This window comes from Metallosphaera cuprina Ar-4, assembly GCF_000204925.1.
In the GTDB taxonomy this organism is placed as follows: domain Archaea; phylum Thermoproteota; class Thermoprotei_A; order Sulfolobales; family Sulfolobaceae; genus Metallosphaera; species Metallosphaera cuprina.
Genome location: NC_015435.1, coordinates 695891 through 721063 on the forward strand (window position 1 = coordinate 695891; position 25173 = coordinate 721063).

Annotated in this window: 30 protein-coding genes; 12 read left to right on the forward strand and 18 right to left on the reverse strand. The window is 42.3% G+C overall.

The window, feature by feature from the left end; all coding sequences use genetic code 11:
• The first annotated feature begins 48 nt into the window (after positions 1-48).
• The 6 genes from MCUP_RS03940 to MCUP_RS03965 all read left to right on the forward strand — a co-directional run bounded on the left by MCUP_RS03940 (position 49) and on the right by MCUP_RS03965 (position 5866).
• A complete protein-coding gene (locus MCUP_RS03940; RefSeq protein ID WP_013737379.1) occupies positions 49-696 on the forward strand; it encodes an FHA domain-containing protein in 648 nt (215 codons plus the stop codon).
• Between the two features lie 71 nt (positions 697-767).
• Positions 768-1529, forward strand: a complete 762-nt coding sequence (locus tag MCUP_RS03945; protein WP_373419059.1) for a metallophosphoesterase — start codon at positions 768-770, stop codon at positions 1527-1529.
• Positions 1526-2677 (forward strand): VWA domain-containing protein, encoded by a 1152-nt coding sequence (locus tag MCUP_RS03950; RefSeq protein ID WP_013737381.1) that lies wholly within the window; start codon positions 1526-1528, stop codon positions 2675-2677. The genes MCUP_RS03945 and MCUP_RS03950 overlap by 4 nt, the downstream gene beginning before the upstream one ends.
• 175 nt (positions 2678-2852) lie before the next feature.
• On the forward strand, positions 2853-3899 hold the full coding sequence (locus tag MCUP_RS03955) for a DEAD/DEAH box helicase (protein ID WP_013737382.1): 1047 nt from the start codon (positions 2853-2855) through the stop codon (positions 3897-3899).
• Between the two features lie 164 nt (positions 3900-4063).
• Positions 4064-4273: a hypothetical protein gene (locus MCUP_RS03960; RefSeq protein WP_083808567.1), complete on the forward strand. Its 210-nt coding sequence runs from the start codon at positions 4064-4066 to the stop codon at positions 4271-4273.
• 9 nt (positions 4274-4282) lie between these two features.
• Positions 4283-5866 (forward strand): sodium:solute symporter family protein, encoded by a 1584-nt coding sequence (locus MCUP_RS03965; RefSeq protein WP_013737384.1) that lies wholly within the window; start codon positions 4283-4285, stop codon positions 5864-5866.
• A 2-nt stretch (positions 5867-5868) separates the two neighbouring features.
• On the opposite strand, the gene MCUP_RS03970 is transcribed toward MCUP_RS03965, so the two are convergent.
• Positions 5869-6096, reverse strand: a complete 228-nt coding sequence (locus MCUP_RS03970; protein WP_048057452.1) for a winged helix DNA-binding protein — start codon at positions 6094-6096, stop codon at positions 5869-5871.
• Between the two features lie 173 nt (positions 6097-6269).
• On the opposite strand from MCUP_RS03970, the gene tpiA reads away from it, so the two are divergent.
• Positions 6270-6956: a triose-phosphate isomerase gene (tpiA, locus tag MCUP_RS03975; protein WP_013737386.1), complete on the forward strand. Its 687-nt coding sequence runs from the start codon at positions 6270-6272 to the stop codon at positions 6954-6956.
• Here the strand turns inward: tpiA and MCUP_RS03980 are convergent, their stop codons facing one another.
• The 3 genes from MCUP_RS03980 to purE are packed head-to-tail and all read right to left on the reverse strand — an operon-like array spanning position 6957 to position 8828.
• On the reverse strand, positions 6957-7301 hold the full coding sequence (locus MCUP_RS03980; RefSeq protein ID WP_013737387.1) for a winged helix-turn-helix domain-containing protein: 345 nt from the start codon (positions 7299-7301) through the stop codon (positions 6957-6959).
• Positions 7298-8383 carry a 5-(carboxyamino)imidazole ribonucleotide synthase gene (locus MCUP_RS03985; RefSeq protein WP_048057453.1) on the reverse strand — a complete coding sequence of 362 codons (1086 nt, stop codon included), beginning with the start codon at positions 8381-8383 and terminating at the stop codon, positions 7298-7300. The genes MCUP_RS03980 and MCUP_RS03985 overlap by 4 nt, the downstream gene beginning before the upstream one ends.
• Positions 8355-8828, reverse strand: a complete 474-nt coding sequence (gene purE, locus MCUP_RS03990) for a 5-(carboxyamino)imidazole ribonucleotide mutase (RefSeq protein WP_048057454.1) — start codon at positions 8826-8828, stop codon at positions 8355-8357. The genes MCUP_RS03985 and purE overlap by 29 nt, the downstream gene beginning before the upstream one ends.
• Before the next feature lie 143 nt (positions 8829-8971).
• Here purE and MCUP_RS03995 point away from each other — a divergent pair, with 143 nt between their 5' ends.
• The 3 genes from MCUP_RS03995 (at position 8972) to MCUP_RS04005 (ending at position 11609) form a co-directional block, all read left to right on the forward strand.
• Positions 8972-10234, forward strand: a complete 1263-nt coding sequence (locus tag MCUP_RS03995; RefSeq protein ID WP_013737390.1) for an APC family permease — start codon at positions 8972-8974, stop codon at positions 10232-10234.
• Positions 10235-10335: 101 nt separating this feature from the next.
• A complete protein-coding gene (locus MCUP_RS04000; RefSeq protein ID WP_013737391.1) occupies positions 10336-11295 on the forward strand; it encodes an alpha/beta hydrolase-fold protein in 960 nt (319 codons plus the stop codon).
• Between the two features lie 119 nt (positions 11296-11414).
• On the forward strand, positions 11415-11609 hold the full coding sequence (locus MCUP_RS04005; protein WP_048057455.1) for a hypothetical protein: 195 nt from the start codon (positions 11415-11417) through the stop codon (positions 11607-11609).
• A 258-nt stretch (positions 11610-11867) separates the two neighbouring features.
• On the opposite strand, the gene MCUP_RS04015 is transcribed toward MCUP_RS04005, so the two are convergent.
• The 3 genes from MCUP_RS04015 to MCUP_RS04025 are packed head-to-tail and all read right to left on the reverse strand — an operon-like array spanning position 11868 to position 14691.
• Positions 11868-12392, reverse strand: a complete 525-nt coding sequence (locus MCUP_RS04015) for a class I SAM-dependent methyltransferase (protein WP_048057456.1) — start codon at positions 12390-12392, stop codon at positions 11868-11870.
• A gap of 39 nt (positions 12393-12431) precedes the next feature.
• Complete coding sequence (locus MCUP_RS04020) at positions 12432-13010, reverse strand: hypothetical protein (RefSeq protein WP_013737396.1); 579 nt, start codon at positions 13008-13010, stop codon at positions 12432-12434.
• Positions 13003-14691, reverse strand: coding sequence for a DNA polymerase domain-containing protein (locus MCUP_RS04025; RefSeq protein ID WP_013737397.1), 1689 nt, complete (start codon positions 14689-14691; stop codon positions 13003-13005). The genes MCUP_RS04020 and MCUP_RS04025 overlap by 8 nt, the downstream gene beginning before the upstream one ends.
• Positions 14692-14870: 179 nt before the next feature.
• On the opposite strand from MCUP_RS04025, the gene MCUP_RS04030 reads away from it, so the two are divergent.
• Positions 14871-15620, forward strand: a complete 750-nt coding sequence (locus MCUP_RS04030) for an exodeoxyribonuclease III (RefSeq protein WP_048057457.1) — start codon at positions 14871-14873, stop codon at positions 15618-15620.
• A gap of 565 nt (positions 15621-16185) precedes the next feature.
• Here the strand turns inward: MCUP_RS04030 and MCUP_RS04040 are convergent.
• From MCUP_RS04040 to MCUP_RS04050, 3 genes are all read right to left on the reverse strand, one after another.
• Positions 16186-16629 (reverse strand): hemerythrin domain-containing protein, encoded by a 444-nt coding sequence (locus tag MCUP_RS04040; RefSeq protein ID WP_013737399.1) that lies wholly within the window; start codon positions 16627-16629, stop codon positions 16186-16188.
• A gap of 9 nt (positions 16630-16638) precedes the next feature.
• Complete coding sequence (locus MCUP_RS04045; protein WP_013737400.1) at positions 16639-16950, reverse strand: 4Fe-4S dicluster domain-containing protein; 312 nt, start codon at positions 16948-16950, stop codon at positions 16639-16641.
• Between the two features lie 142 nt (positions 16951-17092).
• A complete protein-coding gene (locus MCUP_RS04050; protein ID WP_048057458.1) occupies positions 17093-17458 on the reverse strand; it encodes a helix-turn-helix domain-containing protein in 366 nt (121 codons plus the stop codon).
• Between the two features lie 725 nt (positions 17459-18183).
• Here MCUP_RS04050 and MCUP_RS09985 point away from each other — a divergent pair.
• On the forward strand, positions 18184-18339 hold the full coding sequence (locus MCUP_RS09985) for a hypothetical protein (protein ID WP_013737403.1): 156 nt from the start codon (positions 18184-18186) through the stop codon (positions 18337-18339).
• 180 nt (positions 18340-18519) lie between these two features.
• Here the strand turns inward: MCUP_RS09985 and MCUP_RS04055 are convergent, their stop codons facing one another.
• From MCUP_RS04055 to MCUP_RS04085, 8 genes are read right to left on the reverse strand one after another with little or no spacing between them, the layout of a single operon-like run.
• Positions 18520-18744 (reverse strand): hypothetical protein, encoded by a 225-nt coding sequence (locus MCUP_RS04055; RefSeq protein ID WP_048057459.1) that lies wholly within the window; start codon positions 18742-18744, stop codon positions 18520-18522.
• On the reverse strand, positions 18723-18878 hold the full coding sequence (locus MCUP_RS09990) for a hypothetical protein (RefSeq protein ID WP_013737405.1): 156 nt from the start codon (positions 18876-18878) through the stop codon (positions 18723-18725). Before MCUP_RS09990 ends, MCUP_RS04055 begins: the two co-directional genes overlap by 22 nt.
• Complete coding sequence (locus MCUP_RS04060) at positions 18879-19505, reverse strand: hydrogenase (protein WP_013737406.1); 627 nt, start codon at positions 19503-19505, stop codon at positions 18879-18881. It lies immediately after the preceding gene.
• Entirely contained in the window at positions 19498-20439 is a 942-nt protein-coding gene (locus MCUP_RS04065; protein WP_013737407.1) for a respiratory chain complex I subunit 1 family protein, read from the reverse strand. The genes MCUP_RS04060 and MCUP_RS04065 overlap by 8 nt, the downstream gene beginning before the upstream one ends.
• A complete protein-coding gene (locus MCUP_RS04070) occupies positions 20436-22157 on the reverse strand; it encodes a proton-conducting transporter transmembrane domain-containing protein (RefSeq protein WP_013737408.1) in 1722 nt (573 codons plus the stop codon). Before MCUP_RS04070 ends, MCUP_RS04065 begins: the two co-directional genes overlap by 4 nt.
• Complete coding sequence (locus MCUP_RS04075) at positions 22154-22765, reverse strand: NADH-quinone oxidoreductase subunit B family protein (RefSeq protein ID WP_013737409.1); 612 nt, start codon at positions 22763-22765, stop codon at positions 22154-22156. The genes MCUP_RS04070 and MCUP_RS04075 overlap by 4 nt, the downstream gene beginning before the upstream one ends.
• Positions 22762-23868 carry an NADH-quinone oxidoreductase subunit D-related protein gene (locus tag MCUP_RS04080; protein ID WP_013737410.1) on the reverse strand — a complete coding sequence of 369 codons (1107 nt, stop codon included), beginning with the start codon at positions 23866-23868 and terminating at the stop codon, positions 22762-22764. The genes MCUP_RS04075 and MCUP_RS04080 overlap by 4 nt, the downstream gene beginning before the upstream one ends.
• The gene (locus tag MCUP_RS04085; RefSeq protein ID WP_013737411.1) at positions 23865-25163 is read right to left on the reverse strand and encodes a proton-conducting transporter transmembrane domain-containing protein; all 1299 of its coding nucleotides are present in this window, start codon (positions 25161-25163) and stop codon (positions 23865-23867) included. Before MCUP_RS04085 ends, MCUP_RS04080 begins: the two co-directional genes overlap by 4 nt.
• Positions 25164-25173: the final 10 nt, after the last annotated feature.

The following is a 25173-nucleotide window of genomic DNA, read 5'->3' on the forward strand; positions in this document are numbered from 1 at the left end:
TTTCATGGGCGGAAATACTTAATTAGGTTTTGGATCTACAATAAAAGCATGACATGGAAGTGTGTTGGTTGCGGAACTGAAAATCCTGATGACGTGATGTTTTGTACTTCCTGTGGATTAAAGAAGCCAGAGGAACAGGGACAAGAATTAAAACAAGAGCTTAACCAACAGCCGAGCGGTTTACAGGAATCAGTTACGCCACAGGAGTCAAATCCCACAGAACAACAACCTCAGGTCTTGCAAACGCAGGAAGCTCAACCAGAGAACAAGCAGGCTGAGGAACAGCCTGAGAGTCAACAACAAGTTGTTCAGAACGCAGGAAGCCCTCAAGCTGAGAAACAGGAGGCTCTAGGCCAGCCTATTGTTACTGAGAAGTTTTATATACAATTTATTGCAACGCCCGTTTCTTCTCTAAATAAAACCAAAGTTCCTCTAGACTTTGAAGTCTTTGAGAGCATCTCACTAGGTAGGAGCCCGGAGAACGTCATCATGATCCCAGATAGCGAGATATCAAGGAGGCATGCGATCCTTTATAAAGAGGGTAGCTCTCTTTTCATTGAGGATCTTAATAGCACTAATGGGACGTATGTTTATGACGGAAAAATGTTTCAAGCAGTTAAAGGGAAAGTTCAACTTCCAAATAACGCCGTCGTGAAGTTGGGTAACACTACAATAGTCAAGATAGTGAGAGAATGAGTAATTGGCCTCAGGAGAGGAAGAGTCACATCCTTGAACTAGTGTTTAAGTCTCAAGAGAAGTTTTCCTCAATGAAGCCTCTCTTGAGGTTAGGCAACAAAACTAAAGTAGCGTATATAGGCGACACTCACGGGGCTTACAACGTTACTAAATACGTCTTTGACAACTTCTCAGATTTCGATAGCATAGTGTTCCTAGGTGATTACGTTGATAGAGAACCTTACGGACTTGAGAACTTAGAGATCATACTTGACAAATTCCTTGAGAACCCAGACAAGGTTATAGTGCTTAGGGGAAATCATGAGAGTCCTCTAACTAACGACTACTATGGATTCAAAGAAGAGGTTGAAGAGAAACTTGACGAACAGAGCTACAACAGTTTCGTTGACATGTTTGCAGTTATGCCCTACGCAGCTGTGATAAACGATTATCTATGCGTTCATGGAGGTATAGCTAGGGAGCTCAAGAGTTTACAGCAGATAGAGGAACTTCCTAAACCTGACGTCATGCCAGAGAACGAAATAGCGTTTGAATTACTCTGGAACGATCCTAGGGAGGAGCTTGAAGGTTTTGTACCAAATATAAGAGGCGAGGGCACGTACTTTTACGGTAACGACGTAACTCTGGACTTCCTAAAGAATAATTCCCTAAAAGGGATCATAAGGGGGCATGAGGTGGCCGACGGATTTAGATTGGAAATGAATGAAAGGATTATTACGGTGTTCTCAAGTAGATACCACAAGATGAGAGCTGGAATCTTAATTCAAGAGAACGGCGAGTTCAAACAAGTCTTTCTAGATGAAAAGTTTCTATTTGACGGTGAAAGGTCTTGACTTTATCCATGAAAGTGGAATATAGCCATAAGTATTCCTTCACCAGCGAGATAAAAATGGTCTTCAAAATATTGTTGGTGCCAGAGAGAACTTCCACAGCTACTGGTTTCCATTACATCGTGTTGCTAGACACTAGCGGTTCAATGGAAGGGCTGAAAATAGAGAGCGCCAAGAAAGGGGCGATCGAGCTATTAAAGAGAATACCTCAAGGAAACAAGGTGTCATTTATAACTTTTTCAAGCAGGGTAAACGTTGTGAGGGAATTCGTAGACCCAGAGGATCTTACTAATGAGATAGTTAACCTAAATGCGGGAGGACAAACAGCGCTCTTCACCGCTCTTCTTACGGCTTTCAATCTTCATAACAAGCACGGTGTTCCGAGCTACGTTATTCTCCTTACTGACGGTAACCCCACGGATGACACCAACATAGAAACTTATAGGAGACTTCAAATCCCTTCTAGCGTACAAGCTGTGTCCTTTGGCTTGGGAGATGACTACAACGAGAGTATCTTGAAGTCTTTAGCGGATAAGTCTGGAGGCGTGTTCTATCATGTTAGCGATGCGATGGAAATACCCGAGAGACTTCCTAAGGCCGCTAAGACTAAGATAGCTGCTAAAAACGTAACCGTTGATATAGTAGCAGAGTCAAACGTGAGGTTGTTAAACTATTCTGGACCTCCAGTGAAGATCAATGCGGTTGAAGGAGTGATCAAGATATTAGGCGAGGCCGTTATACCTCCAAACTATAACGGCAATTTCATGACGGTGAAAGTTAATTACCAAGAACCTACCGATGAGAGGAACCAGGCGTTGTTGAGTGTAATAAACATCTCCTCAGCTCAAAATCAGGCTATGTTCGTGAACGGGGTTAATAAGGACGTGCTTTTAGAATACGAGTACTTCAATAACCTGCAAAAGGTATCTACTGAGGTTGAAGCGGGCAACCTGGTCGAAGCTACTAGAACGTTGAAGAGAATGGAGGAGATTGCAGGTCAAACTAGGAAGATTGAACTAATGGAAACAACTAGGAGACTTTCTGACAGTTTAGAAACCACAAAAAGATCTTCAAACGCCTCAGAGCAAACTAGGAAACTATCTAAGGAGGTTTCAAGCGAAGTAACGAGAAAGTTAAGAGGAGAGAGTTAGTCTCAAGGTCTAACGTTCATCTAATTTTAACGCCATGTGACTTGATCTCAATTGAGATTAGTAGTATTCATAATATCTATAATAATTATATAAACTCCTTATCGTTGTAAAGAAAGTTTCTGAAGGCAAACATTTTCCAAGTGAATTTATTAACTTAGAAATTTAGTGAAGGCTTATGTTTGATCAACTAAGCGATCAACTGAAGAGGGCACTGGAGGAAATTGATTACCAGCGTCCAACTAAAGTACAGGAACTAACGATTCCGGTCTTAATGAGCGGTAAGAGCGTTATAGTACAGGCAAAGACAGGTTCTGGAAAAACGGCCTCTTACCTAATTCCTGTCTTAGAAAGAGAGGAAGACACCCTTATCTTGACCCCGACAAGGGAGTTGGCGGATCAAGTCGCTTATGAAGCTAAGAGATTAGGGAAGTACAAGAGGATGTCAATAGGCGTGATTATTGGAGGGGTAGGGTACGAGAAGCAAGAAAGGGAGTCTAATAGCGATATCATAGTTGGAACTCCTGGAAGGATATTGGACCTTTGGGGTAAAGGCGTTCTAGACCTAGCAAGGTTTAAGGTAGCCGTGGTGGACGAGGTAGATAGGATGCTAGACATGGGTTTCATCGAAGACGTCAGGATGATACTTTCGAAGACTGACGCGGATCTGTTCGGCTTCTTCTCTGCCACTGTTCCGTCTGAGGTAAAGAAGTTGGCGGAGGGGTTTGCCAGAGACGCAAGCTTCCTTAAAGTAGATGAGTATAAACCTGTGGAGATAGAGCACGAGTTTTACCCTGTTCGTGATAACTGGAACGAGAAAGTTTACAACGTGCTCAAAGACGCTAAATCCAAAACAATCGTATTTACAAACACCAAAAGTAGAGCAGAGGCGTTGTACGACAGAGTTTCAGATAGGTTAACTGTATCCCTTCTTCACGGCGATATGTCTCAGGGCGCTAGAAGAAGGAACCTTATGAACTTTAGGAAGGGCTACAGCGACGTACTGATTTCAACAGATCTAGCGGCTAGGGGAATAGACGTAATTGATGTGGAACAGGTTATAAACTTCGATTTACCCAGAGATTTAGACACCTATATACATAGGGTTGGAAGGACGGGTAGGTTGGGACGGACCGGTAGAGCAATTTCATATTATACCAGAAGGGAGGAAGAGATGGTCTCTAGGATTAAGAACCTGCTGAAATCCCCATTGATTAATGAGTAATTTTTGGTAAAAAATAATTAATTATAATCCTATATTTGATATAAATTCTAGCATGTTTCTATAAAGATTACTTTCTTTATATTTGCTATGCGACCTATGGTTTAAAAAATTCCGAATGATAGTTGCTTTATAAATTATAAAATTTATAAGCTTCTTCATCTCTAATGAGTTTAGGAAATGTTATGAATAGATTCTATTTGATAATGGGGATAGCTTTCTTAGTTGATATAATAATATACTCCTTATATCCAATTTTTAACAATTCTGCTTTATCTATAGGAGGATTGACAACGTTCTACTCCTACCAGATAGTACTACTTGTGGTGTCCACTATACTGTTCTTGGGAGTTGTCCTTGCAGTCAAGGAGAAGTAGGTGAGGAATATGGCATTGGGAAATATAGATTACATAACGCTTGGTGTGTTTATTGCACTTTTCGCTATTTTCACTATACTAGGTTTTTGGGCTTCTAGGTGGAGGAGAGGGGACCTCTCAAAGATAGATGAGTGGGGATTGGGAGGCCGAAGATTGGGTTGGCTATTGGTATGGTTTTTAATGGGGGCCGACCTGTTTACGGCTTATACGTTTATAGCTGTTCCATCAGGAGTTCTAGCGTCAGGATCTCTTTACTTCTTTGCAGTTCCTTACGTGGCCTGGGGATTTGGTGTGGCTCTGCTTACTATGCCCAGATTATGGACTGTATCACGCAATAAAGGATACGTAACCGCCTCAGATTTCGTGAAGGAAAGGTTTAACAATAGGACGCTGGCCATTGCTGTAGCCCTAACGGGAGTTGTTGCCGAGTTACCATATATAGCACTGCAGATTGTTGGGATGCAAGCGGTTCTTGCAGCTATGTTAGCAGGACTGACAGGCGTAGTTTCTAAGACTGTATCGGATATCGCTCTCTTAATAGCTTTCATAATATTGGCATCTTTCACGTTTACTAGTGGCCTAAGAGGAGCAGCCGTCACTGGAGTCTTCAAGGACATCTTAATCTGGATCACAGTGATCGCCGTTATAGTGATCGTTCCATTAAGCTATGGCGGATTCGCGACGGCCTTTCACAACGCAGCCCTCAACTCGGCTAATGTGAACCACGCTTTAAACAACGCCAAAGGCTCTATACTGTACAGTTATCTCTCACCCAAACTAATTCCAGCTTACTTCTCACTCTCATTAGGTTCTGCCTTAGCTCTGTATCTATATCCTCACGCTATAAACGGATCTTTAAGTTCAGAAGATAAGGGGAAGCTGAAGTTAGGGACTTCGCTTCTTCCGTTATACGGCATAGGATTGGCACTATTAGCCTTATTTGGAGTCTTAATTTATGCTGTGCCTAACGCCCTTAAAGCTGTGATCAGTCTAGGGGCTGGGACATTTGTAGTTCCCTCGTTGATAGCCTACACCATGCCTGATTGGTTCGTGGGCCTAGCCTTCCTCGCCATATTTATTGGAGGTTTAGTCCCAGCAGCGATAATGGCTATAGGGGTAGCGAATCTTCTTGTTAGAAACGTAATTAAGGAGTTCAGAACTCTTCAGCCTAAGACTGAGGCGACGTTAGCTAAAATAACGTCAACAGTGTTCAAGTTCGTCGCGTTAGGCTTCGTATTCGTTGTTCCGGCAACTTACGCGATTCAACTTCAACTGTTAGGAGGTATATTAATAACTCAAACCCTTCCCTCCGTATTCTTAGGTCTTTACACTAAGAGGTTGAACGGTTGGGCAACTTTTGCCGGATGGGCATCTGGGATAGCTTTAAGTCTAGCCTTGGTGTACGAAGCCAACGCGAAATTCGGGGTTATAAAAACTAGCTTGTACTCAACTCCATTAGGTCCCATCTACATCTCGTTGATAGCTCTTGCAGTTAACGTTGTGATCGCTGTAGTAGGTTCGATAATAGCTTACGGGATCGGTTGGAGGCCATCTGAAAAGATAAAGGAGGACGAAATAGTTAAGGAGATGTGAGTCTAAGTAGAATCTTTTATTTTTCTTGCTTCAAAAAGACCTTTTTCCGTTAAGCTATAGTAAATATCTTTCCTAAATATGCCCTTACTTTCCTTCTTAATCAAACCTTCTAGTTCCATAGGCCTCAACAGCGAGAGGAGTTCGTCCTTCTCACTATTTAATTCTTTACATAATCTTGATAATTTGGTTTCTCCATGAGAGAGCAAAAATAAAAGCAGTTCATCTCTCATTGCTATAATGTGATATTTTAACGTTTAAAAATCTTGTAATCACGAGATTGCATGAACGTCCCCATTGGAATCAACATATGCGAAACAGATCAAAAACGACTTTCAATGACCTAAAAGTTAAAAAGAAGCCTTCAGTAAGTCAAACTTAATTAAAGATTTTCGTGCGTATATTCATGAGAGTTCCAATAATCCTCATAAACTTCAAGGCCTATGAAACTTCCTATGGAAGGAAAGCCGTTCAGTTAGCTAAAATGATTGAAAAGGTATCTATTGATACCTCAACTGAAATCATAATAGCTGTTCCCTCTACCATGATAACTAGAATCAGTGAGCAGGTTAGCATTCCGGTTTACGCTCAGCACGTGGACGGTCTTCCTGAAGGACCTCACACGGGGGCAATCACTCCTGAGCTTATTAAGGACGCTGGGGCGAGAGGCAGCTTGCTTAATCACAGTGAGAGAAGAGTCAGATTAGATGAGATGGATGACGCTTTAAGGAGAATGAAGAAACTGGGACTAGAGTCTGTGATATGTGTGGACAGATACGAGCTGGTAGTGCCGATTGGAATGCTCAAACCTACAGCAGTTTTAATTGAACCTCCTGAGCTGATAGGGAGTGGAGTATCTGTCTCTAAGGCAAGGCCCGAAGTCATCACGAACGCAGTTCAGGAGATAAGGAAGGTAGATAACGTATACCTCATTGCTGGAGCCGGGATAACTTTGGGTGAGGACGTATACGTTGCAATAAAGCTTGGGTCCGACGGTGTAGGCGTAGCCAGTGCGGTGATGAAGGCTAAGGATCCACAGAAAGTAGTAGAAGATTTCGTGAGAAACGCTCAGAGAGCCTTGGATGAAAGGTAATCAAGTTTTTTCATTCATCTCTTCCTCTAGAAGCTTGGAATACTTATCAAGAACTCTTTTGATTTCTTCCTGAGCTTGCTCAAAAACTCTTATCGCTTTTAAAACTCTAGGATTTATGTTGGTTCCACCAGCGTTTTTGCCTCCCTTTCTCATCTCTATTCCTCCTATCTCACTATTTATCCTCCTGACGTATTGCCAAGCGAACTTATATGAAACGTTCATCTCTTCTGAAGCCTTAGCGATCGAACCAGAGTCTATTATAGCTTTGACTAAGGCCACACCTCCCTTTCCTATTACAGGTTTACCTTCTTCATCCTCTATCCAGATCTTAAAATTAAATTTCATAGATCAGGCCCATTAGGATATAATATTTGCATAACATTATCAATTTTTTCCCTAACTTCATTCAGGTCGTCTCCAATTACGTTTATGTGTCCCATTTTCCTCCTCTTCTTAGCTTCTCTCTTCCCATACCAGTACAAATTACCAAGTTTAACTAAGTTTAAAGGAGGCTCACTAATCCCTAACAAGTTCACCGTACCAGCATAAACCAGGACTTTAGTGGGACCTAGATCAAGGTTAAGGACGGCTCGAACGTGTTGCTCAAATTGAGATACCTCAGCCGCATCCAGGGTGTAGTGACCTGTATTATGAACTCTTGGGGAAAACTCGTTGATTAAGACCTTTCCCTCCTTAACGAAGAACTCTATCCCCATAGTGCCTACGTACCCAAGCTTCTGGGTAAGATCTTCGGCTACCTTTATCATTTCCTCGTTACCGAAAGGACCGTAGTTGTAAACTAAGATCCCCTTCTCGTTATAGTTAAAAGTGGGTTGATAGGTCTTGAACTCCCTTTCGCTCCTCACGGCGATTATCGAAGCCTCATAATCATAGTTGACATACTCCTCTACGACAAAGTATCCTTTCTCCTCTTTAAGGAAGTTATAGCTTGACAAATCACCTTTTATGAAGAATTGTCCTCTTCCGTCATAACCTCCTTCTGATCTCTTTATCACTCCAACTCCGTTAAACTCGTCCCTTAATGTTCTAAGGGCCTCATTCCCACCTTCTACAGTTACAAATCTAGGTGTGGGAAACCCTTCTCTTCTCAAGTATTCCTTCTCCAGATGCCTAGCTCTTTTCAGTTTAATCACGTCAAGTCCAGGCTTGAGTTTGTCTAGTTCGTTGGCAAGCATTAACGGTTCGTCATCAACGTGTTCAAACTCAAAGGTTACTACGTCACACTCTTCTATTTCTTTTTTGTAATTTTCCTTAAAACAGGATGCTATCCTACAGGCCGGGTCTTCCTTATCTGCATAAACGCTAAACGATATTGGCAACTTACTTCCATCTAAAATCATCATCCAACCCAGTTGGCCTCCACCGAGAATGCATAGTCTAGGATAACGTAGATGAGAGGACTTCATTTTTCATATCCTCCATAAACTTCCTCAACTTCTCGACGAGGTCTACATGTTTCAAACTTAAGATTCTAACTGCTAACAGTCCAGCGTTTTTGGCTCCGCCGATAGCAACTGTGGCTACGGGAACTCCATAAGGCATTTGGACTATTGAGAGTAGCGAGTCCAGTCCGTTAAGGTTTCTTGAAGCTACGGGAACTCCAATTACGGGTAAATGAGTGAGCGAAGCTATCATACCGGGCAGATGTGCAGCTCCACCAGCTCCAGCTATTATCACCTCAATTCCCCTTTCGTGAGCTTTCTTAGCGTATTCCACCATGTACTCTGGGGTTCTATGGGCAGATACCACCTTCGCTTCATAGGGAACGTTAAACCTCTCTAATATATCTGCGGCCTCTTTCATAGTTTCCCAATCGTTCTTACTTCCCATTATAATTCCTACGAGGGGCATGGGAGCATTTTCTCAAATTTATATAATTAGTCTATCGTTAGGACAGCCTAATGCTTGGCTGAGCAATTTAGAGAATTGATACTTTGCTCAGAGAAGGACTATATCGCCCTATATAAGGGGAAGAGCATTTATTATAAGGGAACATGAGTGAGAAACCTAGGATAACAGCCGTTGAAGCGTTCTTCCTATCGTTCGGAGGCCAATCTCCTTTCATATCGCTAATAGCTTTCGGTACAATAATGATATCTTATGTTGGAAGATATGCCGGTTTTTCTATGCTGATGACGACTTTACTTGTTATGATCAACGCCTCAGTAGTTTATTCTCTATCAAGAAGGTTCAAGAAAGGAAGCGGCTATTACACTTACGCTTTGCACTCCCTTACAGATAATCTGGGAATAACTACAGGATGGATCTATATTCTCTATTCCTTGAGTTACGGAGGAACGTTAATGATAGGAGGAGTGTACCTTTTAAACTTGTTGACAGGTTTTAATTCCTTTTATTTAACTTTGATAATATCTATTTTAGCCGCGGCTCTTGTAATAGGAGGAATAAAAATATCAGCAAAGTACGCAGTTGTGGTTGGTGTTCTCGAGATATTATTGATAGTTGGATTGTCCCTCTACTTTCTATATAGGTCAGCCTTCACTTTTTATAATCCGGTTCCATCTCACGTTCCTGTAAATTTAGCTGAGGCTATACTCTTTGGAATCGGAATCCCCTCCGGATACTCTACCGTCGTTAGCTATCCAGAGGAGATCGAAAACGCTGCCAAGAACATAAGTAGGACCTCCATATTAGTACCCTTACTAGGGGGAGGGCTCTCCTCTCTTTTCTTTTACTCTCTGGGTGAAATGAAGATATCAGGAAGTTTGGTTGGTCTAATTCTTTCAGACTTTGGAATTATAGGGGCGATCGTAGTTTCGATGGTAGCTGTAAGCGACGCGATGTTAGGTGGTATAGCCTACATTCTGGCGTCGTCTAGGACTGTGTATAATATGTCCAAGAACGGTCACTTAGTTAAGTTCCTCTCAGTAGAGTTTAAAGGTCAGCCTAAGATAGCCGAGATAGCTGTCTCGTTAGTAGCTATATCGGTCCTGGCATTTCTAAGCTCTAGATTTTCTCCGTTCGTTGTACTAGAACTCATAGGTGGAATATCTGGAATGAGCAACCTCTACATTCATATGGCAGCTGGCGTCTCGTTAGCAAGGATAGGGAGGAAGAAGATAGTCAAACACATCCACGAAATGGTTTTCTCGATTGGCTCTTTGATCTTTTCTTCCTGGATTCTTTTAATCTCAATGATTCAGTTAGAGAAATACGTTGTGTACTTCTTCCTCGGATGGATAATTTTGGGGTTTCTTATAGCGGAGAGCTTAGAGATGATGGGCGAAGATGAGTGAGGCTGTGACGTGAAGTCAGTTCCTCGGAACGCACGTTTAACTTGAAAAGAGGGAAACGTTTAAGGAAAATTTAATTTTACATGTAAAACACAGGGATCCTTATGGAAGTCTTTTCCTTAGAGATTGAAAGCAGTTATCTGAGGGATAATCCTTGGAAAGATCCTTACAGAAGGAAAGTAGTCGTCTTAAAGGCAGGGGAGGTTGACCAGGCGCCAGGCCTACTTTATCTAAGCGGTTACTTTTCGACATCTCTAGCTCAACTAAATGTAGACCCGATTTCGGAAAACATGAAGGAGAGAATAGAGAGGCTAGTGAGGAATGGAAGTATAAGGGGGGTCTATCTAATACTTCCAGATACGTTCACAATATTTGGAGGTAATCAGTATCTGGACTCCAAGATAGCTGGTCTTTACGAATCCTTCATCATGAGGGAGTTGATACCTGAGATGAGGGACAGATTTCAGATTTCAGACTTCGCCGTAATGGGCAAATCGTCTGGAGGTTACGGCGCTTTGCAGTTGGGCAGCAAATACGACTTTAAGGGTCTTGCAGTTCATTCTCCAGACGTCTATTTTGAATATGCGTATCTTCCTCTTTTCCCTAAGGTTATCCAAACGCTCAGGAGAGTGGGTAACCCCAGACAATACGTTGAGTTCTATTGGTCTCAACAAGATAGAAAAAAGAGGGATCTGATGGACGCCCTTATGATAGTTGGCCTATCTGCCTTTTACTCTCCTGGGGAGGACTTAATGTTACCTTTCGACCTAGAGACAGGGAAAATAGATGATGAGGTTTGGAATCATTGGCTCTCTTTAGATCCGGTGAGATTCCTCCCTGAAAGGAAGGACAAATTGAGGGGGAAACACATTTACATCGACGTTGGCACTAAGGACGAGTTTCATTTGCAGTATGGGACTAGAATGGTTCACAAAATGTTGAGTTCCTGGCATATCCAGCATCTCTATGAGGAGTTTCAGGGAGGCCATATGAACACGTCCTTTCGTTATGATATATCTCTAGCGTACATTATAAATTCAATAAATAGAAACGGTCAAATCTAAGTCTTTGATTTCCGGGAGGTTCACTAGACGCTGTATTATTTCAGGTCTTATCTGAGTCAGTCACTGGACACATAATATAGAAAAAAGTTAATAATCTTCTATGTCCATTTCTATTTATAATGATAGAACCAATTACGCTCATTAGGCTTATCTTAACTATCATTGGTGTAGTTTCAACCGTGTACGGTGTGAGCTACGTTATAATAGGTCGCTTTGACATTCCATTCATTCCAAAGAGAGAATCTATGATGATAGGCTCAGTGTTGATAGGCATAGCGTTAGCTCTATTTGCTATATCAGCATTTGTACCATGATAGCATGAACGCCAAGCTCGTCTCATTCGAGGATGGAAAGGCTTTTTTGCTTTATGAAGACGGAACAATAAAAATCGCAGAACAATGTCTTGATCCAGAAGTAGTGATCGTGAGGGAACTGACGACGGAGAAGATTCGGGAGTACTCCGGTAGGGGCATTAAGATATTCCCTTGCGTTCAGGATGAAGAACAATGCCTTTCCATTTTGCTGAACAAAATCTTTCCTCAATGCAAATCTTGTAAGTTCTCTTAACTTTCTCACTTTCTTCTTAGCACTAAACCGAAGTGGTATGGTCCTGGAGAGAAGGTTTTTTCAAGCGTGAAATCTTTGAAGATCTCTAGGTAATGTTCAGGATCCATCCTAAGTCTCAAAGGAGGTCCAAACGGCGCATCCCTCTTCCAGTCCACTATGATCACTCTACCGGACGGTTTCAGGATCCTGAGCGTCTCTCTGTATGTGCTCTCCCTGTTCATATCGTGAAAGGAGTTAGCGAACACGATCACGTCAACGCTATTAGCTGGAATTGACGTTTGATCGGACGGCTCCCTTAAGAACGTAGTTGAGCTTTTCCTAGAGTTAGCCTTAGCCAATTTTAACGCCTCGTCATTTACATCAACGCAATATAGCTTACTCGAGTACAGCTCTAGTACGGTACAGTAAAACCCAGGACCACAGCCAATATCAGCGACCACTTCGTTCCCGCTCAACAGGGAAGGGATGAAAACCTCAGGGTTCTCAAACTCCTTCCTCTTAGGGTCTAGAAGCATCTTAATGTGATCCATGATAGTAATGTATGTTACCTAGTCTATTAGTTTTTCCCATTAAGTCATCCACTTGGTTAGTCCTTCCTCTATTTTACCAAACAGACTCCAAAAGCCATAGGATACACTGATGTTGTCAAGCGTTACGCTCTTCACTAACCTAGCGACGAATCCGGTTCTGGTCTTCTCTAGTTTTATAACGCTATGTGCGGAATGAAGACCGAAGAGTGAACCTTCCCTTTCTCTGTTCATATAACTGAACATGAACACCTTCTTTCCTCTTAAAGCGCCAACGATCTTTTGATATTCCGAAGTCTTTCTATGATGATAGGGGTCTATAACTATAAGCTCGTCACCCACCATTGCCTTTATGGTTGGCGCAACGTCCTCTGCTTTGAACGCTCGTCTAAGACTTACCTCCCCCTCCGTGCCGAAGATCCTCTGGAACCTCTTCACTAGAGTTGGATCTAACCCTCCTCTCTCCGACACTATTACAACCGTACTTGGAGAAGAGAGAGCTATGGCTCTATGGTAGAGAAGCCTAAGTAGATCCCAATCTAGGGAGAAGAACTCCACAAATTCGTCGTCCTGAACAGCTCTATCTATCTCGGGGAAACCTGTAGTTAGCCTCTTATTCAATACCTAACACCTGTGTGTAGGTCCTCCTCAAATAGTCAAGATAGTAGAGAGGGTCACGTCCAAAGTAACCTGCCCTGGCGTCGTAGAACCCTCTAATCCCTCTAACGTAAGGAGTCCCATTAATCCACATGACATAATCCTCGGGTTCTCCGTTCAAAGCTCTCCTTTCATACTCTCTAAGAGTCTCGATTAACTCTGACCTGAGTTCCTTCACCTCTTCACACGTCTTAGCTTTAGATAGCACACGCATAGACTCTGAAATGAAGTCCTTAACTAGATTTGGCATATTTCTCCTAACTATCCCTTTATGTTTCATCACACCTTCCGTTAGTCCGAAGTATCTCATAGGATAAGGGAGGCCATCTCTCCTCGTTCCTAGAACGACCCAATCGAATCTGTTCCAGTGTAGCTTGAGGCCCGTGAACTCTCTAACCGCATCAACGAACTCCTTGACGTTCCCTCTGACTATTAGAGAATCAACGATCCCGTGTAAAACTTCAACGTTTAGCGCTCTGGCTGTCTCTATGGCCCTCCTTAGAGTTTTCCTGGCGAAATATGTAACTAACTCATACGCTTCTATCTTACCGAACTTCGAGTTCCTATATCCTAGATATCCGAAAGAGGCCACTAATATCCACTTAATGGCCTCAGCCCTCTCCTCATCTATCTTCTTTAGGTTCTCCTTTCTTTCGACTAACCAAGAAAGAGCCTCAGGAACTATTCCTCTCTTTTTCATGCATAGGCTGTGCCCTATTTCCGTAACTAAATCCTCGCACTCGTCCACAGTCTCAGCCGAGATGTTATACTTAATGATTAGGGAAGGGTACATAGAGGAGAAGTCTACCTGCCACGCTTCGTTAAAGCAGCCTGTCCTAGGGAAAAGCACTAGGCCGCCCTTATCTGCCTTCGACAGGTCTTCCATCTTCCTTAATTTCTCCACTCTGGGCACTACGTCAGGTACTACCACTCTCCTTTTAATTGCAACCCACGCTTCGTTAGTAGTTAACGCCTTTCCTATCGTTGAGTTAGCCAGCTCTCTAATCAAGGTCTTGCAAGTGTAAGACCACTCTATTAGTCCCTTTATCGAGACTGGTGATCTCTTTCTTTTAAGATTTAATTTAACAGGGGCCTTAACGTGATCGCATGCTCTACCCATACATCCAATCACATCCGCTTCTATATCTAGGTCTTTGAGAAGACCTCGATACGTGAAGCCATTAACGTTAGCTTCGTACATGTTTCCCTCTTCGGATGGCCCGTACCAATCCAAGGTTATGACGCTAGCGTATCTAACGTCAGGGAATCTCAGTCCAGGATCCTCGGAACTTTCGACCTTATCATGGTTCACCCTTATCCTTCTGAACGGTAGAGCTCCCAACCTGTCCAGGGTCTGAGAGAGCACAGTGGGAAGCTTGTTCACAGTCCTTTCCCTTTTAGAAATGTAGATGTAGGCATCTAGATCTCTGAGCTCAAATCTGTGAATTACAGTCCTTTCCCCGGTTACAGTTCTCCACTCCTCCTCTTCATGAGATAGCACAGATGGATGTTCCATTATCCTCTCAGGGTTTTCTGTCACTACGTAAATTGGATAAGTGGTCTTAACCCACGCCTCCTTAAATCCGTCAAGCACTAGTTTTAACTTACCCTGATATGGGATCGCATCTATGACATATCCTTCCATGATGTTATTAAACAAGGTTAAGACTAATACATCTCTATTTTTTTGTGAAAGTATACTGAGAGTAAAGCGAAAGTGATAAAAAGACATCTACAAGACTTGACTATAACGGTTGAAAGAGAAAGGTATCTCACCCTATAGGGTGATCCCTTAAATTTGTTTTGAATCAACTATTTCTCAGGTTGAAAATACTCTCATGGAACGTAAACAGTCTCAAGTCCGCTATTGCTAAGGGGTTAATGGAAATCATAAAATCAGAGGAATACGACGTGTTAATGTTCCAGGAGATAAAGACCAACCAGTTACCTTTAGACTTCCAGTCCCTACCTTATAGGGCTTACATAAATCCCTCAAAACAGAAGAGAGGTTATAGCGGTACGCTAACCTTAACCAGGATAGAACCTATCTCAGTGACATACGGTATAGGGAAGGAAGAGTTTGACGTAGAGGGTAGAGTAATATCAACCGAGTTCAAGTCAATGTTTGTCATAAACGTTTACTTCCCTAACGCAGGCGAGGGATTGAAGAGATTGGACTTCAAACTGAGATTTAATAGGGCCTTTCAGGAATATGTGGCCTCTCTAGGAAAGCCATCAGTCATATGCGGTGACTTCAACGTGGCTCACGAAGAGATAGACATCGCAAGGCCAAAGGATAACGTTAATCACGCAGGATTCACGCCTGAGGAGAGGAAGTGGTTTCACGAGTTTCTCCTTTCGGGATTTGTGGACACCTTCAGGCTCTTCGTGAAAGAACCTGGTCACTACTCATGGTGGTCATACAGGTTTCATGCCAGGGAGAAAAACATAGGTTGGAGGATAGACTATTGCGTTGTCTCTAAAGAACTTGAGAGTAAAGTGAAGAAGGCTGAAATACTAGAGAAAGTTATGGGTTCAGATCACGCACCCGTTACGGTCGAAATATCTGAGTAACGACTTAACAGGAACTAAAGGTTTCCTTTTTTATGTTATGAAAGGCGGATCTAATCTAAGCTACGTGTTTAACATGGCTCTCTTATGAGTTTAGTGTCACAAAACCAAATTTTAGGACTAGTTTGCCATCCCCCAAGAACTAACCTACCTTGTTTGAAGCGCTTTAGCATTTAAGGCTAAACTTAAACCTTAAGTAATAAAGTCTAGATAATTAGATAAAAATAAGTTAGAAATATTAAATATAAAGTCTCAAGCGTCTCGTAGAACGCATAATAAGTCAGACCTCGATTGAGCTTAAGCTTAGATAACCCTCCTCGAATGTAATAGATCCCACCAACCAAATGTATCATAAAATACAAATATCCTATATATAGCATGATATTATTAGTAAAATTCAAAAATATAAGAAGTAAATAAAATAACATTTCATATACAGCGACTACGTTACCGATCCTCTTGGGCACCATACGACCTAAAAAGGAAAGAGATGAAACCAAAAGATGAATAAAAATCATTAGAAAGGCCAAGTAAAGGAACGCTGTAAGTGAGGCATGGTTCATACTCATCACATGAACTTAGGTTTCCAATCTTCAGGTATCATCGCTCCACTTAACTTGTGGATCACATCGATATCAGGAAACTCCTTATAGATGCTATGCTCCTTAATCGAGTTGTGAGCCTTCAGCAATTGAATGAGTAACACTAATTTCGTTTCAATCTCCTTGTCTCTCCCTAACATTCCCACGTGTATCTGATCTAGTAAATTCCATATCGCGACGTGTTGCATCATCAACTCGCTTATCCACCCGCTTAGGTCCGCATCCTTCAGTTCAGGGAAAAGTATTTCCTCCTCGATGTATATGTGAAGTTTTATCCTCTTTCTCGCCGACTCAAAATTCTTGGAAGCCGTTTCCAAATCTCCCTGTCTCATCTCTACTAAGCTAGTCTCCAGCTCCTCATCGCCCTTGACGTGATCGTTAGTCATGTATAGCGATATTGAGTTCGACATGATTCCCACTCATGGAGGTTTAACGTCGATCGCAGCCACTGGACAAACGTTAACGCAAGCCATACAGAATATGCACGCGTTCTCGTTTATAGGATCTGCCTTCTTCTCCGATACGGGGTTACCGGGTGTTTCATACCATTGAAAGACGTTTACTGGACAGGCAGTTATGCATGAGCCGTCTGCTATACATATGTCGAAGTCAACGCCTACTATCGTGCCATGCACTCCCAAGACCTTCGGAGGATCTACTTTACCATATACCTTATGGCCGCCATGTTCTCCTGAAACAGGTCTTAATCTGTAGTTCGGGTCGATACCCAACGCGCTCACTAAACTCTCATTTTCACTATGGGAAAAAAGTTAATACCCTAAAATATAAGGGTCTCTTTCGTTAGACTTTCGTTAGATGAGGATAGCCTTTACTCTTTCTTTGAGTAATTAAGTGTAATTATATAAAATAAATTTAAAAATCAGACGTATACATTTCTCTATATTTGCTCTCCATGTCATTCCACAGTTTTTGCATGAACCTCAATTTATCTACATAATACTCGAATTGAAAGCGCCCTTTCCCTCTCTTTACTCCGTTATCCCTTCTATGTCTTCTCTCTATAAGCCCAAATTCGTAAAGCCTCTTCAGAGAGAGACTAATTGACACTTTAGGCATCTGCAAATGCTGGGCGATTTCGTTTGCAATCATCGGCCTCTCCGACGAAATTAACGTCCATAACACATCTACTGAGCTAGGGGAGAGCCCATATATGCATCTCACTAATCGCAACGCGTTTCTACTAGCTAACTCATCTTTTATTCCAATTTTTTGGTTCACAATTTATTTTCATGGAAAGTATTTTTAACTATCAACCCTCATATTTTAGGGTTAATTACGTCAAATAGTATTAAAGATTTTAAGACTTTATCTGATAAAGAGATGATGATCCCAGCCAATAAACCAATCTCGCCTAGTTATCCCATCGATCCTGCCCTCTAAATGTCTGTGGAAAACGGTACTATGTATGAAGCCTCCATCTAGGTCTCCGCAACATCTCCTTTACGTCCCTTCATAACAAACACTATATGACCCTGAGTGATGTCCACCTCTCTGTCATCGGCTTTACACTAGAATCAAGGTAAGATGTTAGATTTGAGTCTATAGAGCCAATATGGATATCAGCCGTCCAGACTTGAAGAAACTTTTCGTTCTTTATAACTGGAACTGATGTGAACGTTTCTTAACTCAGTTTTAGTAAGAAACATGGGGGGTTTTTACAATTCTGAGTCTCATATTTCGAACCGATCTCCTCTACCAGCCTTAAGATAATCATCCTCATGAGAACGTCTCCTTTCCTAATCGCATTACTCATTTTCTGACCTTTCATGGGTTGGAGGACATTTAGGGTGAAGCTACTATAACTTTAGGACTGGTTTCGTAAAGCGCGTCTAAAAACCTCTCATATCATGAGCTTAAGTTTCAATATAAGAATATTTATTAATTATGGAAAAAATTTTAGTATTTAACCAAAGTCCTCCAGATACAAAAACCTAAGAGTGTCATTGAACGCCGTAGCTGAATGTAGCGCTTACGATCTGTTACGCAGCGTCTTGAAAGGAGCTCTATTAGCCTTCAGATTAACCAAGAGGAGGATCAAGAACATGAACTCGACATTACTTATTTCAGGACCTGCAATTAAGGTTCTACCTAAAGTTTAGCTTTTTCATGCGCTCTGCCAGAATCTGAGGTGTCTTAGAAAGACCTCATTTAGAATAAACTCTCAAATAAAACTATTAAGGTCATTGATAGAGTAAAAACCAATTAGAGATGTACACTCTATTCAAAACGTGTTCTAAAGGGCTTCAATGTTAGGTTTCTCTTTAGATAGTGACATGACGCTAGTCTGGTATGACATATTTCTTAAAATAGTTTATTGCAGACGATTTGAGTCTCTTAGCTTCTTGCGGCGAATAGTGTTCACACATGCTTATTTGTCCCATAAGTCTAATTGTCTCAATTTTTAGAGACTGTTCCACTTGGTACAGTTTGAACTCCAATGAGGCCTTTTGCGACTCTATTTCGGCCAGCTCTCTTAACAACTTTACACATTCATCTTGATGCATTGTTCAGCCCTCTTTTGCAGTTCTTGAACCTCGGCCAAATCTCTAGTTTTCTCATCAAGTTCTCTTTTCAATTTCTCCACCTCTTTCATTTCCTCAATAATCCTTCTGCTTATGCTTTCCTTACTTTCACACATTCATCCCACCAGTTCCTCTTCAGGTTCGTGATCCCTCTTCTCAACAATGATTACCGAGGAGATGACTACTAAACCAAGTACATCTAAAAATACAGTTGCGTCAATGATGAGCGGTGGAGGTATTAGGATTATACCCATTACAACTAGTGAGTTCTCTAGCTCTACGTAACCTAAGATGTGAGCAGTAGTAGATTTTCTAGAAGCGATGAGGAACATTCCTTGGAAGAAAAGTATTAACGGCAGAAGGACCAGATATTGTTCTGGTATCACTCTGATGAGAACCGCGTATAATAATACTAGGGTGATTGAAAGGAAGAACGTCACGTTTATAAGGAAACTAGATAAGACCTTGACTCTCTCTCTGTCCCACGTCCTGTACTTTATCACCCTTAGAAGTATGTAAGGAGTTAGAAACACCCTAGTGAAGATCAGAATCCCACCTAATATGAGGAGATCTGGATCTCCTGTTAGGAAGTAATAAAATATTGCTAAAGACGCGATCACACCAGATTGTATCCCTATCATCTTTACGGCAGGTACGAAATAGGCCTGTCCCTGAATGTATAGCGCAGTTAATGGCAACAGGGAAGATATAACTAATATGATCTCTTGAGACAGTTCATCCATTTAGGGTCACCGTAAGTACTATTGAAAGGGTAGAGAGAACTAAGGCGACCATGAGGAAGTCCTGGACCTTAAAGAGCCTGAACTTAGCTAGGCTTGTCTCTATTACAAGGACTATAAAGAGGAGTAATAGCCATTTCAAGAACATAATCCCTAGGTCGGCCACAGCGCCCAAAACACCTGTTTGCATTCCCCATGGTATGAGGAATACGTTGAGTAGGACAGAGCCTAGGAGATAAGACTTAATGTAACTTCCCCATTTGAGGAGCATAAGTCCCTTTCCGCTGTACTCATAGAGCATAGAGTCATCTATCATCCCTAGTTCCGACATCCCAGAGCTTTCAAGGGGTAACTTGCCGGTCTCAAACATCCATAGCATAAAGAAGGAAGCCATTGCTAAGAAGTGTGGAAGGAAGAGATACTCTACAGGAGCCTGGATGAACTGCATCGTGACGTACGGGTTGTTGGTTCCTGTAACTAAAGCTACCGCAATAAACACGGTTAATAACGTGGCCTCGCTGAGATAGGCGAACGATAGGTTCCTCGATATACCTAGCGTAACCAAATTGCTTGAGCTTTCCATGGCTTCATACACCTTCAGGAACCCTGCAAGAGAGAACAGGAGTCCTCCACCTAAGAAGTCCACGGTAGGAGTTAGAAGCACGGGCTTTGGATAAACTACAGGAATTACGAAAGATATCAGCACGTATGTAGAGAACACTATGAACGGTCCGTTAATGAAAAGCCATCCAGCGTTTCTAGGAATGGACATCTCCTTCTTTGATAGTTTTAGAAGGTCAAAGTACGGTTGGAAAATACTAGGCCCTCTCCTCCCCTCGATCAACGCTTTGATTCTCTCTAGTATTCCAACGTAGAGGGGAGACAACAAGATGACCCCTAAAACTTGAATAATCGTCTCAAAAAGAACGTCTATCATAAGAGCACCACCAACATGATCATGATGAAGGCCACGATCATATAGATCACGTACCACTTCAAAGAGCTGTTCATATAGGTTCTCGAAACGAGCCTAGAGAAGGCGCTGTATTTCCTTATCGAGAAAACCATAGCTCTCCAAAATATGTCAGCGCTCGTCTCTATCGAACCCATGCTGGTCCTCAGAATAGTTTTTAGCATGAGCCTCAAGTTATTGGCCATTCCGAATGAGGTGTATCGCAGGCCCTCCTCCGTCCCGTTATCCCACGCTTCCACTCTCCTTATTCTCTTTTTCCCAGATAGAGAATAGACGACTAACGATATCAGTGGTAAGGCAACAATGATGTAAAGTGGAGAAATCCCTCCAAATCCGTTGTTTTCGTACTTAGACGCTATTACCGAATTAAAGAACATAGCTAGTTGGGGAACCTGGGTATTAAACGGTGAAATAAAGTAAGCTATAGCTACTACAACTAAAGTTAACGCTCCGATTGAAGCTAATATCCATTTGTGATCCACCTTTTCAGGCCAAACTAGCTGAGTAAAAGACGCAAATCTAGTTAAAGCCCCCGTTGCGAAGCCCTCTCCCATACCTATCATTATGCCAGCAACTATTGGAGTTAAATTGATCAGATGGGGCAAAGTTATTGACTCCATGAATAGGGTCTCTAGTAGTGACCACACAGCGATTCCTCCAACCGTAGGCAGTAGGCCTGATAAAGAGGCAGTCATTAGAACCAAACCGAACGTAGCTATCTTGTCCCTATGTGCCTTAAGTGTAGACATAGATTCTCCATGTAGGTAACCCGTTGATATGAACAGCCCTGTCTTAGAAAGAGAGTGAGCCAAAACTAACACGAACAGGCTGAAAGTGGCGAAAGCCTTCAAGGCTGGGTCTTGAATCAACTCTAAGCTACCTAAGAGAGCTAACATAGCCCCGTTATTCTCTACAGTGCTGAAAGCCAGCATACCTTTGACGTGATCTGAGACGTAAGAGTAAAGAGCACCAAATAGAGTTGAAAAAGCCCCAATCAGGACAAGCACTACACCAAAGGTTAAAGAGAGCGGACTTAAGGACTCCATTTTAAATATACCATAGACTCCGGCCATTGTCATGGTGGCGCTGAGCACCGCTGACAAGTCGGACCTAGCGCTACCATGAGCTATTGGTAACCACTCAACTACAAGGAACGGGAATATACCCATCTTCACGAAGAAGCCAAAGGTGGTAAGCACAAACGGGATAACTGAGTTGAGCTTAGTGAAGTAGAAACTACCGGAAACGCTAGTTGCTATTATGAAACCAGCAAGTAGAAGCGCCGTGCTCACCTCTCCGAACGCCATGAATACGAAACCCGGTCTCCACTCCTTCTTGTATATGCCTATCCCTACATAGGAGAATATGGTCATCGTCTCCCATCCTGCAAGAAGTTCTAGGTAACTACTGCTAAGCAGGACTATCGCTATGCCTAACATGGTCCCAGCTAGGGCTACACCCAAATTTTTCTCATTATAATGGGTAAAAGAGTAGACGGACGTTAAGAACCAGGATATACCTGCAGCTATCATGAACAGTCCTAAAGGATAGTTAATCACGCCTAAGGCTATGAATATTAGAGACATGAGTGCGAGCAGAATCATGGAAGCCTTAACCTTAAACGGAGCAACTAATAGGGAGGCGAAAATTAGGGCTAATACGATGTAAGCCGCCTCGTTCATCTCTTATCACCTTTAGCAGCTATGAGGGCATCAAGTATGGAGGAAGGTGTAGGTGGACAGCCTGGTACTATAACGTTCCCCTTGATGTCCGGTGGTATTCCTGTCACACCTCCAGAAATGGCACAGGTTCCAATTAAGATAACTAACTTGGGTTCTGGCATCACGTCGTAAGCCTTCCTAAGCACTTTGCTCATCTTTTCGCTTAGGTTTCCCATAACTATCAGAGCGTCAGCGTGTTTAGGCGTGTTTACGAAAAATATACCGAATCTCGTCATGTCATATTGAGGAGCGGAGATCAGTCTGAACTCTAAATTGCATCCTCCACAGCTCCCCGTATCTATTGGATAGACAAAGAATGACCTCTTGAAAGTCCCCTCAGTGCCCTCAATCTTGGCCTGTAAGGGCTTTCCTGTAGGGTAAAATATAGGCTCACATAGCCTACAGAACACGCACTTTCCGGCATCCCAGTTCTCTCCTTTAATGGCGTCTGTTGGGCACTTCACGTCTCCATTTTCTCCCCTCATTAACGCTGACGGCCACTTATCGTTAGTATGGTAATCCTTTTCCGTGTAAATCCCTCCCTTTAATCCCCTTAAGAACCAATTCATTTCAAATCGACCTCTATCTCAGAGAGCCAAATTCCAAAGCTCTCCCAATTAAATGCAAAATCTGTAAAAATATTTCCAGGCATTGATTTTAAAAACAATCTCATGTTTATCTTTGAGGGTGGTAGAAGGTGAACTTGCTCTATGACCCCGCTTCTCATCTTTAGATAGTAAGCCAGATCTCCTGATGGGCTCTCAACTCTCCCAATAGCGCATCCGTCTTTAGACTTAACTTCATACTTAACAGGACTGACCTTGATTTCCTGGAGTAGTCTGTAACTCTCCTCTATCTCTCTCAATCTGACTAGGATCCTAGCGAACGCATCTCCTTCCTCTTCCTTAACCAACTTCAGGTCAAGGTCCTTATAACCTAACTCCTCCACTTCTAATCTAGCATCGTATTCTAAACCCGCAGCACGTGCAGCAGGTCCGATGGCGTAACTCTCAATTATTTTCCCGTTTCCTTGCAATCTATCTATGAATATCCTATTTTCTAGTATGTCATTGATTTCCTTAAGCTTTAGGCGAGGTAGGACCAGTTCGCATCTAATCTCACCTAAAGAGTTAGCTCCAAAGAAGTACCTATGGCCGCAAGACTTTGATATCGCCCTATTAGTTTCTTCTATCTGCTGAAGGAGTAAGTAATTTGGAACTAAAAAGGATGCGGTTTCTAACTCCCTTTGAATAACGAGAAGGTGATTCCTAATTCTTTCAAGCTCAAGTTGAGCTATCCTAGCCTCAATCACCTTTTGAGGTACTTCAGTTTCAGTCGCCTTCTCTATAGCGGAGAGTAAAGAGATGGTGTGAGATGCTGCGAAATTGGCGTTAATCCTCTCAACTCTTATGATTGACTCGTTCAAAGGCATATTAGTTACCTTTATCTGTCTCAATTTGTACCCGGCGTTCTTTACTGCCTCTATGTCCTCACCGTACGTTGATATAATGAAAGCTGTAGACTCTAGTAAACCTCCTGCGGAGGGGCCGTAAACGAACTCGAAAGAGCCGTAACCTAAGCTCGGGACTTGTAGTTCGTCGTATGGACAGGGTCCCTCCTTTAGCCCTTCAGAAGTTAAACAGTAGTTTCCAATATCGCCAATTATCCTCATAATATCACCAACGCAACTCCTATTGATAGAGGGATGAGCGATGAGATTAACGCGATCGTTGAGAGACCCTTGTCTTCATTAAGTTTCTCACCCTCTTTGAATATTATTCTAGATACGTGATAGTTGATCGAAATGAAGGCGATGGCGAGCGATATAATAACAACAACGAATTGAGCTATTAAACCAGCCTTAATAGTAGAGGTCAATATGATGAACTCTCCTATGAAATTTCCAAAAGGAGGAGCTCCCGTCACGCCAAGTGATGATAGGAGAAGAGACGCCGCCATGATTGGGTTTCCGAGTAGACCGTATTCGTTTATCTCCTTACTTCCTATCGATTTAAGTATAACTCCAGAGGAGTAGAACGCTCCTGCCTTGGCGAAGGCGTGAGTGAAAAGAAGAATTAGGATACCTGTCTCTGACCCAGTCGCTATTCCCAAGATGGCTAAGTTCATGTTCTCTATAGTCGAGTATGCGAACATCCTTTTGTAGTAACGTTGGCTTGATATCATTATAGACGCGATCAGAATCGAAACTACTGCAAGCCAACTGTAAAGCTCGGGTAAGGGCGCTATGATGAAAACGTCGTGAAGTATGTAAACAGCTACTGGCAATAACACTCCCGAGAACAGAGCGCTTACAGGCGCAGGGGCCTCTGAGTGGGCGTCCGGTAACCAGGTGTTCACGGGGAAAACCCCCGCCTTGGTTCCAAAACCTATTAACGCCACGGCTGAGGCTAACGTAAAGAGCGGGGAGTAGTGAGGATAAAGGATAGATGATAAAGTTAAGTTGTGAAGGCCATAATAGAACAGAATTATTGAAATGAAGGCGAAGGTAACTCCAGACGACACAAGAATCAGGTACCTCCAACCCGCTTCCAACGCGGAAGGCGTACCCTCAATCGTTACTAAAAGCACAGATGAGACTGTAGTGGCTTCGAGACCAACCCACATCAAACCTAAGTTGTTAACTGTTAAAGTGAACAGCATGGAGGCGGCGAACATGTTCATAAAGTAGAAATAATTTCTTTCTTCAATTTTGTTTTTGAAATTAAAGTAAAATAAGGAGTAAATCGTAGAGAGTAAATAGATAGATGTAACCATGACTATAAAATACCAGCTGAAGTTAGTTACATAGAACTCTGAATTTATGAAAGGTAAGTTGAACCTAAGCAGAAGAGCTAGTAACAAAGTTAGCGAGGAAGATACCACTGATGCGTACCTTTCTTTGAAAACGAACGCGCTACTCACTAGCGGGATTAATGTTAACCCTGCTATTACGTATAGGCCAATCATCCTATCTCAC

Excerpts from the sequence above, each read along its gene's own strand:
- MCUP_RS03985 (WP_048057453.1), bottom strand. The coding sequence starts at position 8,383 with ATGAAGTCCTCTCATCTACGTTATCCTAGACTATGCATTCTCGGTGGA.
- purE (WP_048057454.1), bottom strand. The coding sequence starts at position 8,828 with ATGCCCCTCGTAGGAATTATAATGGGAAGTAAGAACGATTGGGAAACT.
- MCUP_RS04025 (WP_013737397.1), bottom strand. The coding sequence starts at position 14,691 with ATGGAAGGATATGTCATAGATGCGATCCCATATCAGGGTAAGTTAAAA.
- MCUP_RS04070 (WP_013737408.1), bottom strand. The coding sequence starts at position 22,157 with ATGAACGAGGCGGCTTACATCGTATTAGCCCTAATTTTCGCCTCCCTA.
- MCUP_RS09990 (WP_013737405.1), bottom strand. The coding sequence starts at position 18,878 with ATGTGTGAAAGTAAGGAAAGCATAAGCAGAAGGATTATTGAGGAAATG.
- MCUP_RS04015 (WP_048057456.1), bottom strand. The coding sequence starts at position 12,392 with ATGGATCACATTAAGATGCTTCTAGACCCTAAGAGGAAGGAGTTTGAG.
- MCUP_RS03940 (WP_013737379.1), top strand. The coding sequence starts at position 49 with ATGACATGGAAGTGTGTTGGTTGCGGAACTGAAAATCCTGATGACGTG.
- MCUP_RS03960 (WP_083808567.1), top strand. The coding sequence starts at position 4,064 with ATGAGTTTAGGAAATGTTATGAATAGATTCTATTTGATAATGGGGATA.
- MCUP_RS04055 (WP_048057459.1), bottom strand. The coding sequence starts at position 18,744 with ATGCATCAAGATGAATGTGTAAAGTTGTTAAGAGAGCTGGCCGAAATA.
- tpiA (WP_013737386.1), top strand. The coding sequence starts at position 6,270 with ATGAGAGTTCCAATAATCCTCATAAACTTCAAGGCCTATGAAACTTCC.
- MCUP_RS03970 (WP_048057452.1), bottom strand. The coding sequence starts at position 6,096 with ATGAGAGATGAACTGCTTTTATTTTTGCTCTCTCATGGAGAAACCAAA.
- MCUP_RS04000 (WP_013737391.1), top strand. The coding sequence starts at position 10,336 with ATGGAAGTCTTTTCCTTAGAGATTGAAAGCAGTTATCTGAGGGATAAT.
- MCUP_RS04065 (WP_013737407.1), bottom strand. The coding sequence starts at position 20,439 with ATGATAGACGTTCTTTTTGAGACGATTATTCAAGTTTTAGGGGTCATC.
- MCUP_RS04075 (WP_013737409.1), bottom strand. The coding sequence starts at position 22,765 with ATGAATTGGTTCTTAAGGGGATTAAAGGGAGGGATTTACACGGAAAAG.
- MCUP_RS03945 (WP_373419059.1), top strand. The coding sequence starts at position 768 with ATGAAGCCTCTCTTGAGGTTAGGCAACAAAACTAAAGTAGCGTATATA.
- MCUP_RS04080 (WP_013737410.1), bottom strand. The coding sequence starts at position 23,868 with ATGAGGATAATTGGCGATATTGGAAACTACTGTTTAACTTCTGAAGGG.
- MCUP_RS03955 (WP_013737382.1), top strand. The coding sequence starts at position 2,853 with ATGTTTGATCAACTAAGCGATCAACTGAAGAGGGCACTGGAGGAAATT.
- MCUP_RS03965 (WP_013737384.1), top strand. The coding sequence starts at position 4,283 with ATGGCATTGGGAAATATAGATTACATAACGCTTGGTGTGTTTATTGCA.
- MCUP_RS04060 (WP_013737406.1), bottom strand. The coding sequence starts at position 19,505 with ATGGATGAACTGTCTCAAGAGATCATATTAGTTATATCTTCCCTGTTG.
- MCUP_RS03980 (WP_013737387.1), bottom strand. The coding sequence starts at position 7,301 with ATGAAATTTAATTTTAAGATCTGGATAGAGGATGAAGAAGGTAAACCT.
- MCUP_RS04040 (WP_013737399.1), bottom strand. The coding sequence starts at position 16,629 with ATGTCGAACTCAATATCGCTATACATGACTAACGATCACGTCAAGGGC.
- MCUP_RS04005 (WP_048057455.1), top strand. The coding sequence starts at position 11,415 with ATGATAGAACCAATTACGCTCATTAGGCTTATCTTAACTATCATTGGT.
- MCUP_RS03995 (WP_013737390.1), top strand. The coding sequence starts at position 8,972 with ATGAGTGAGAAACCTAGGATAACAGCCGTTGAAGCGTTCTTCCTATCG.
- MCUP_RS04085 (WP_013737411.1), bottom strand. The coding sequence starts at position 25,163 with ATGATTGGCCTATACGTAATAGCAGGGTTAACATTAATCCCGCTAGTG.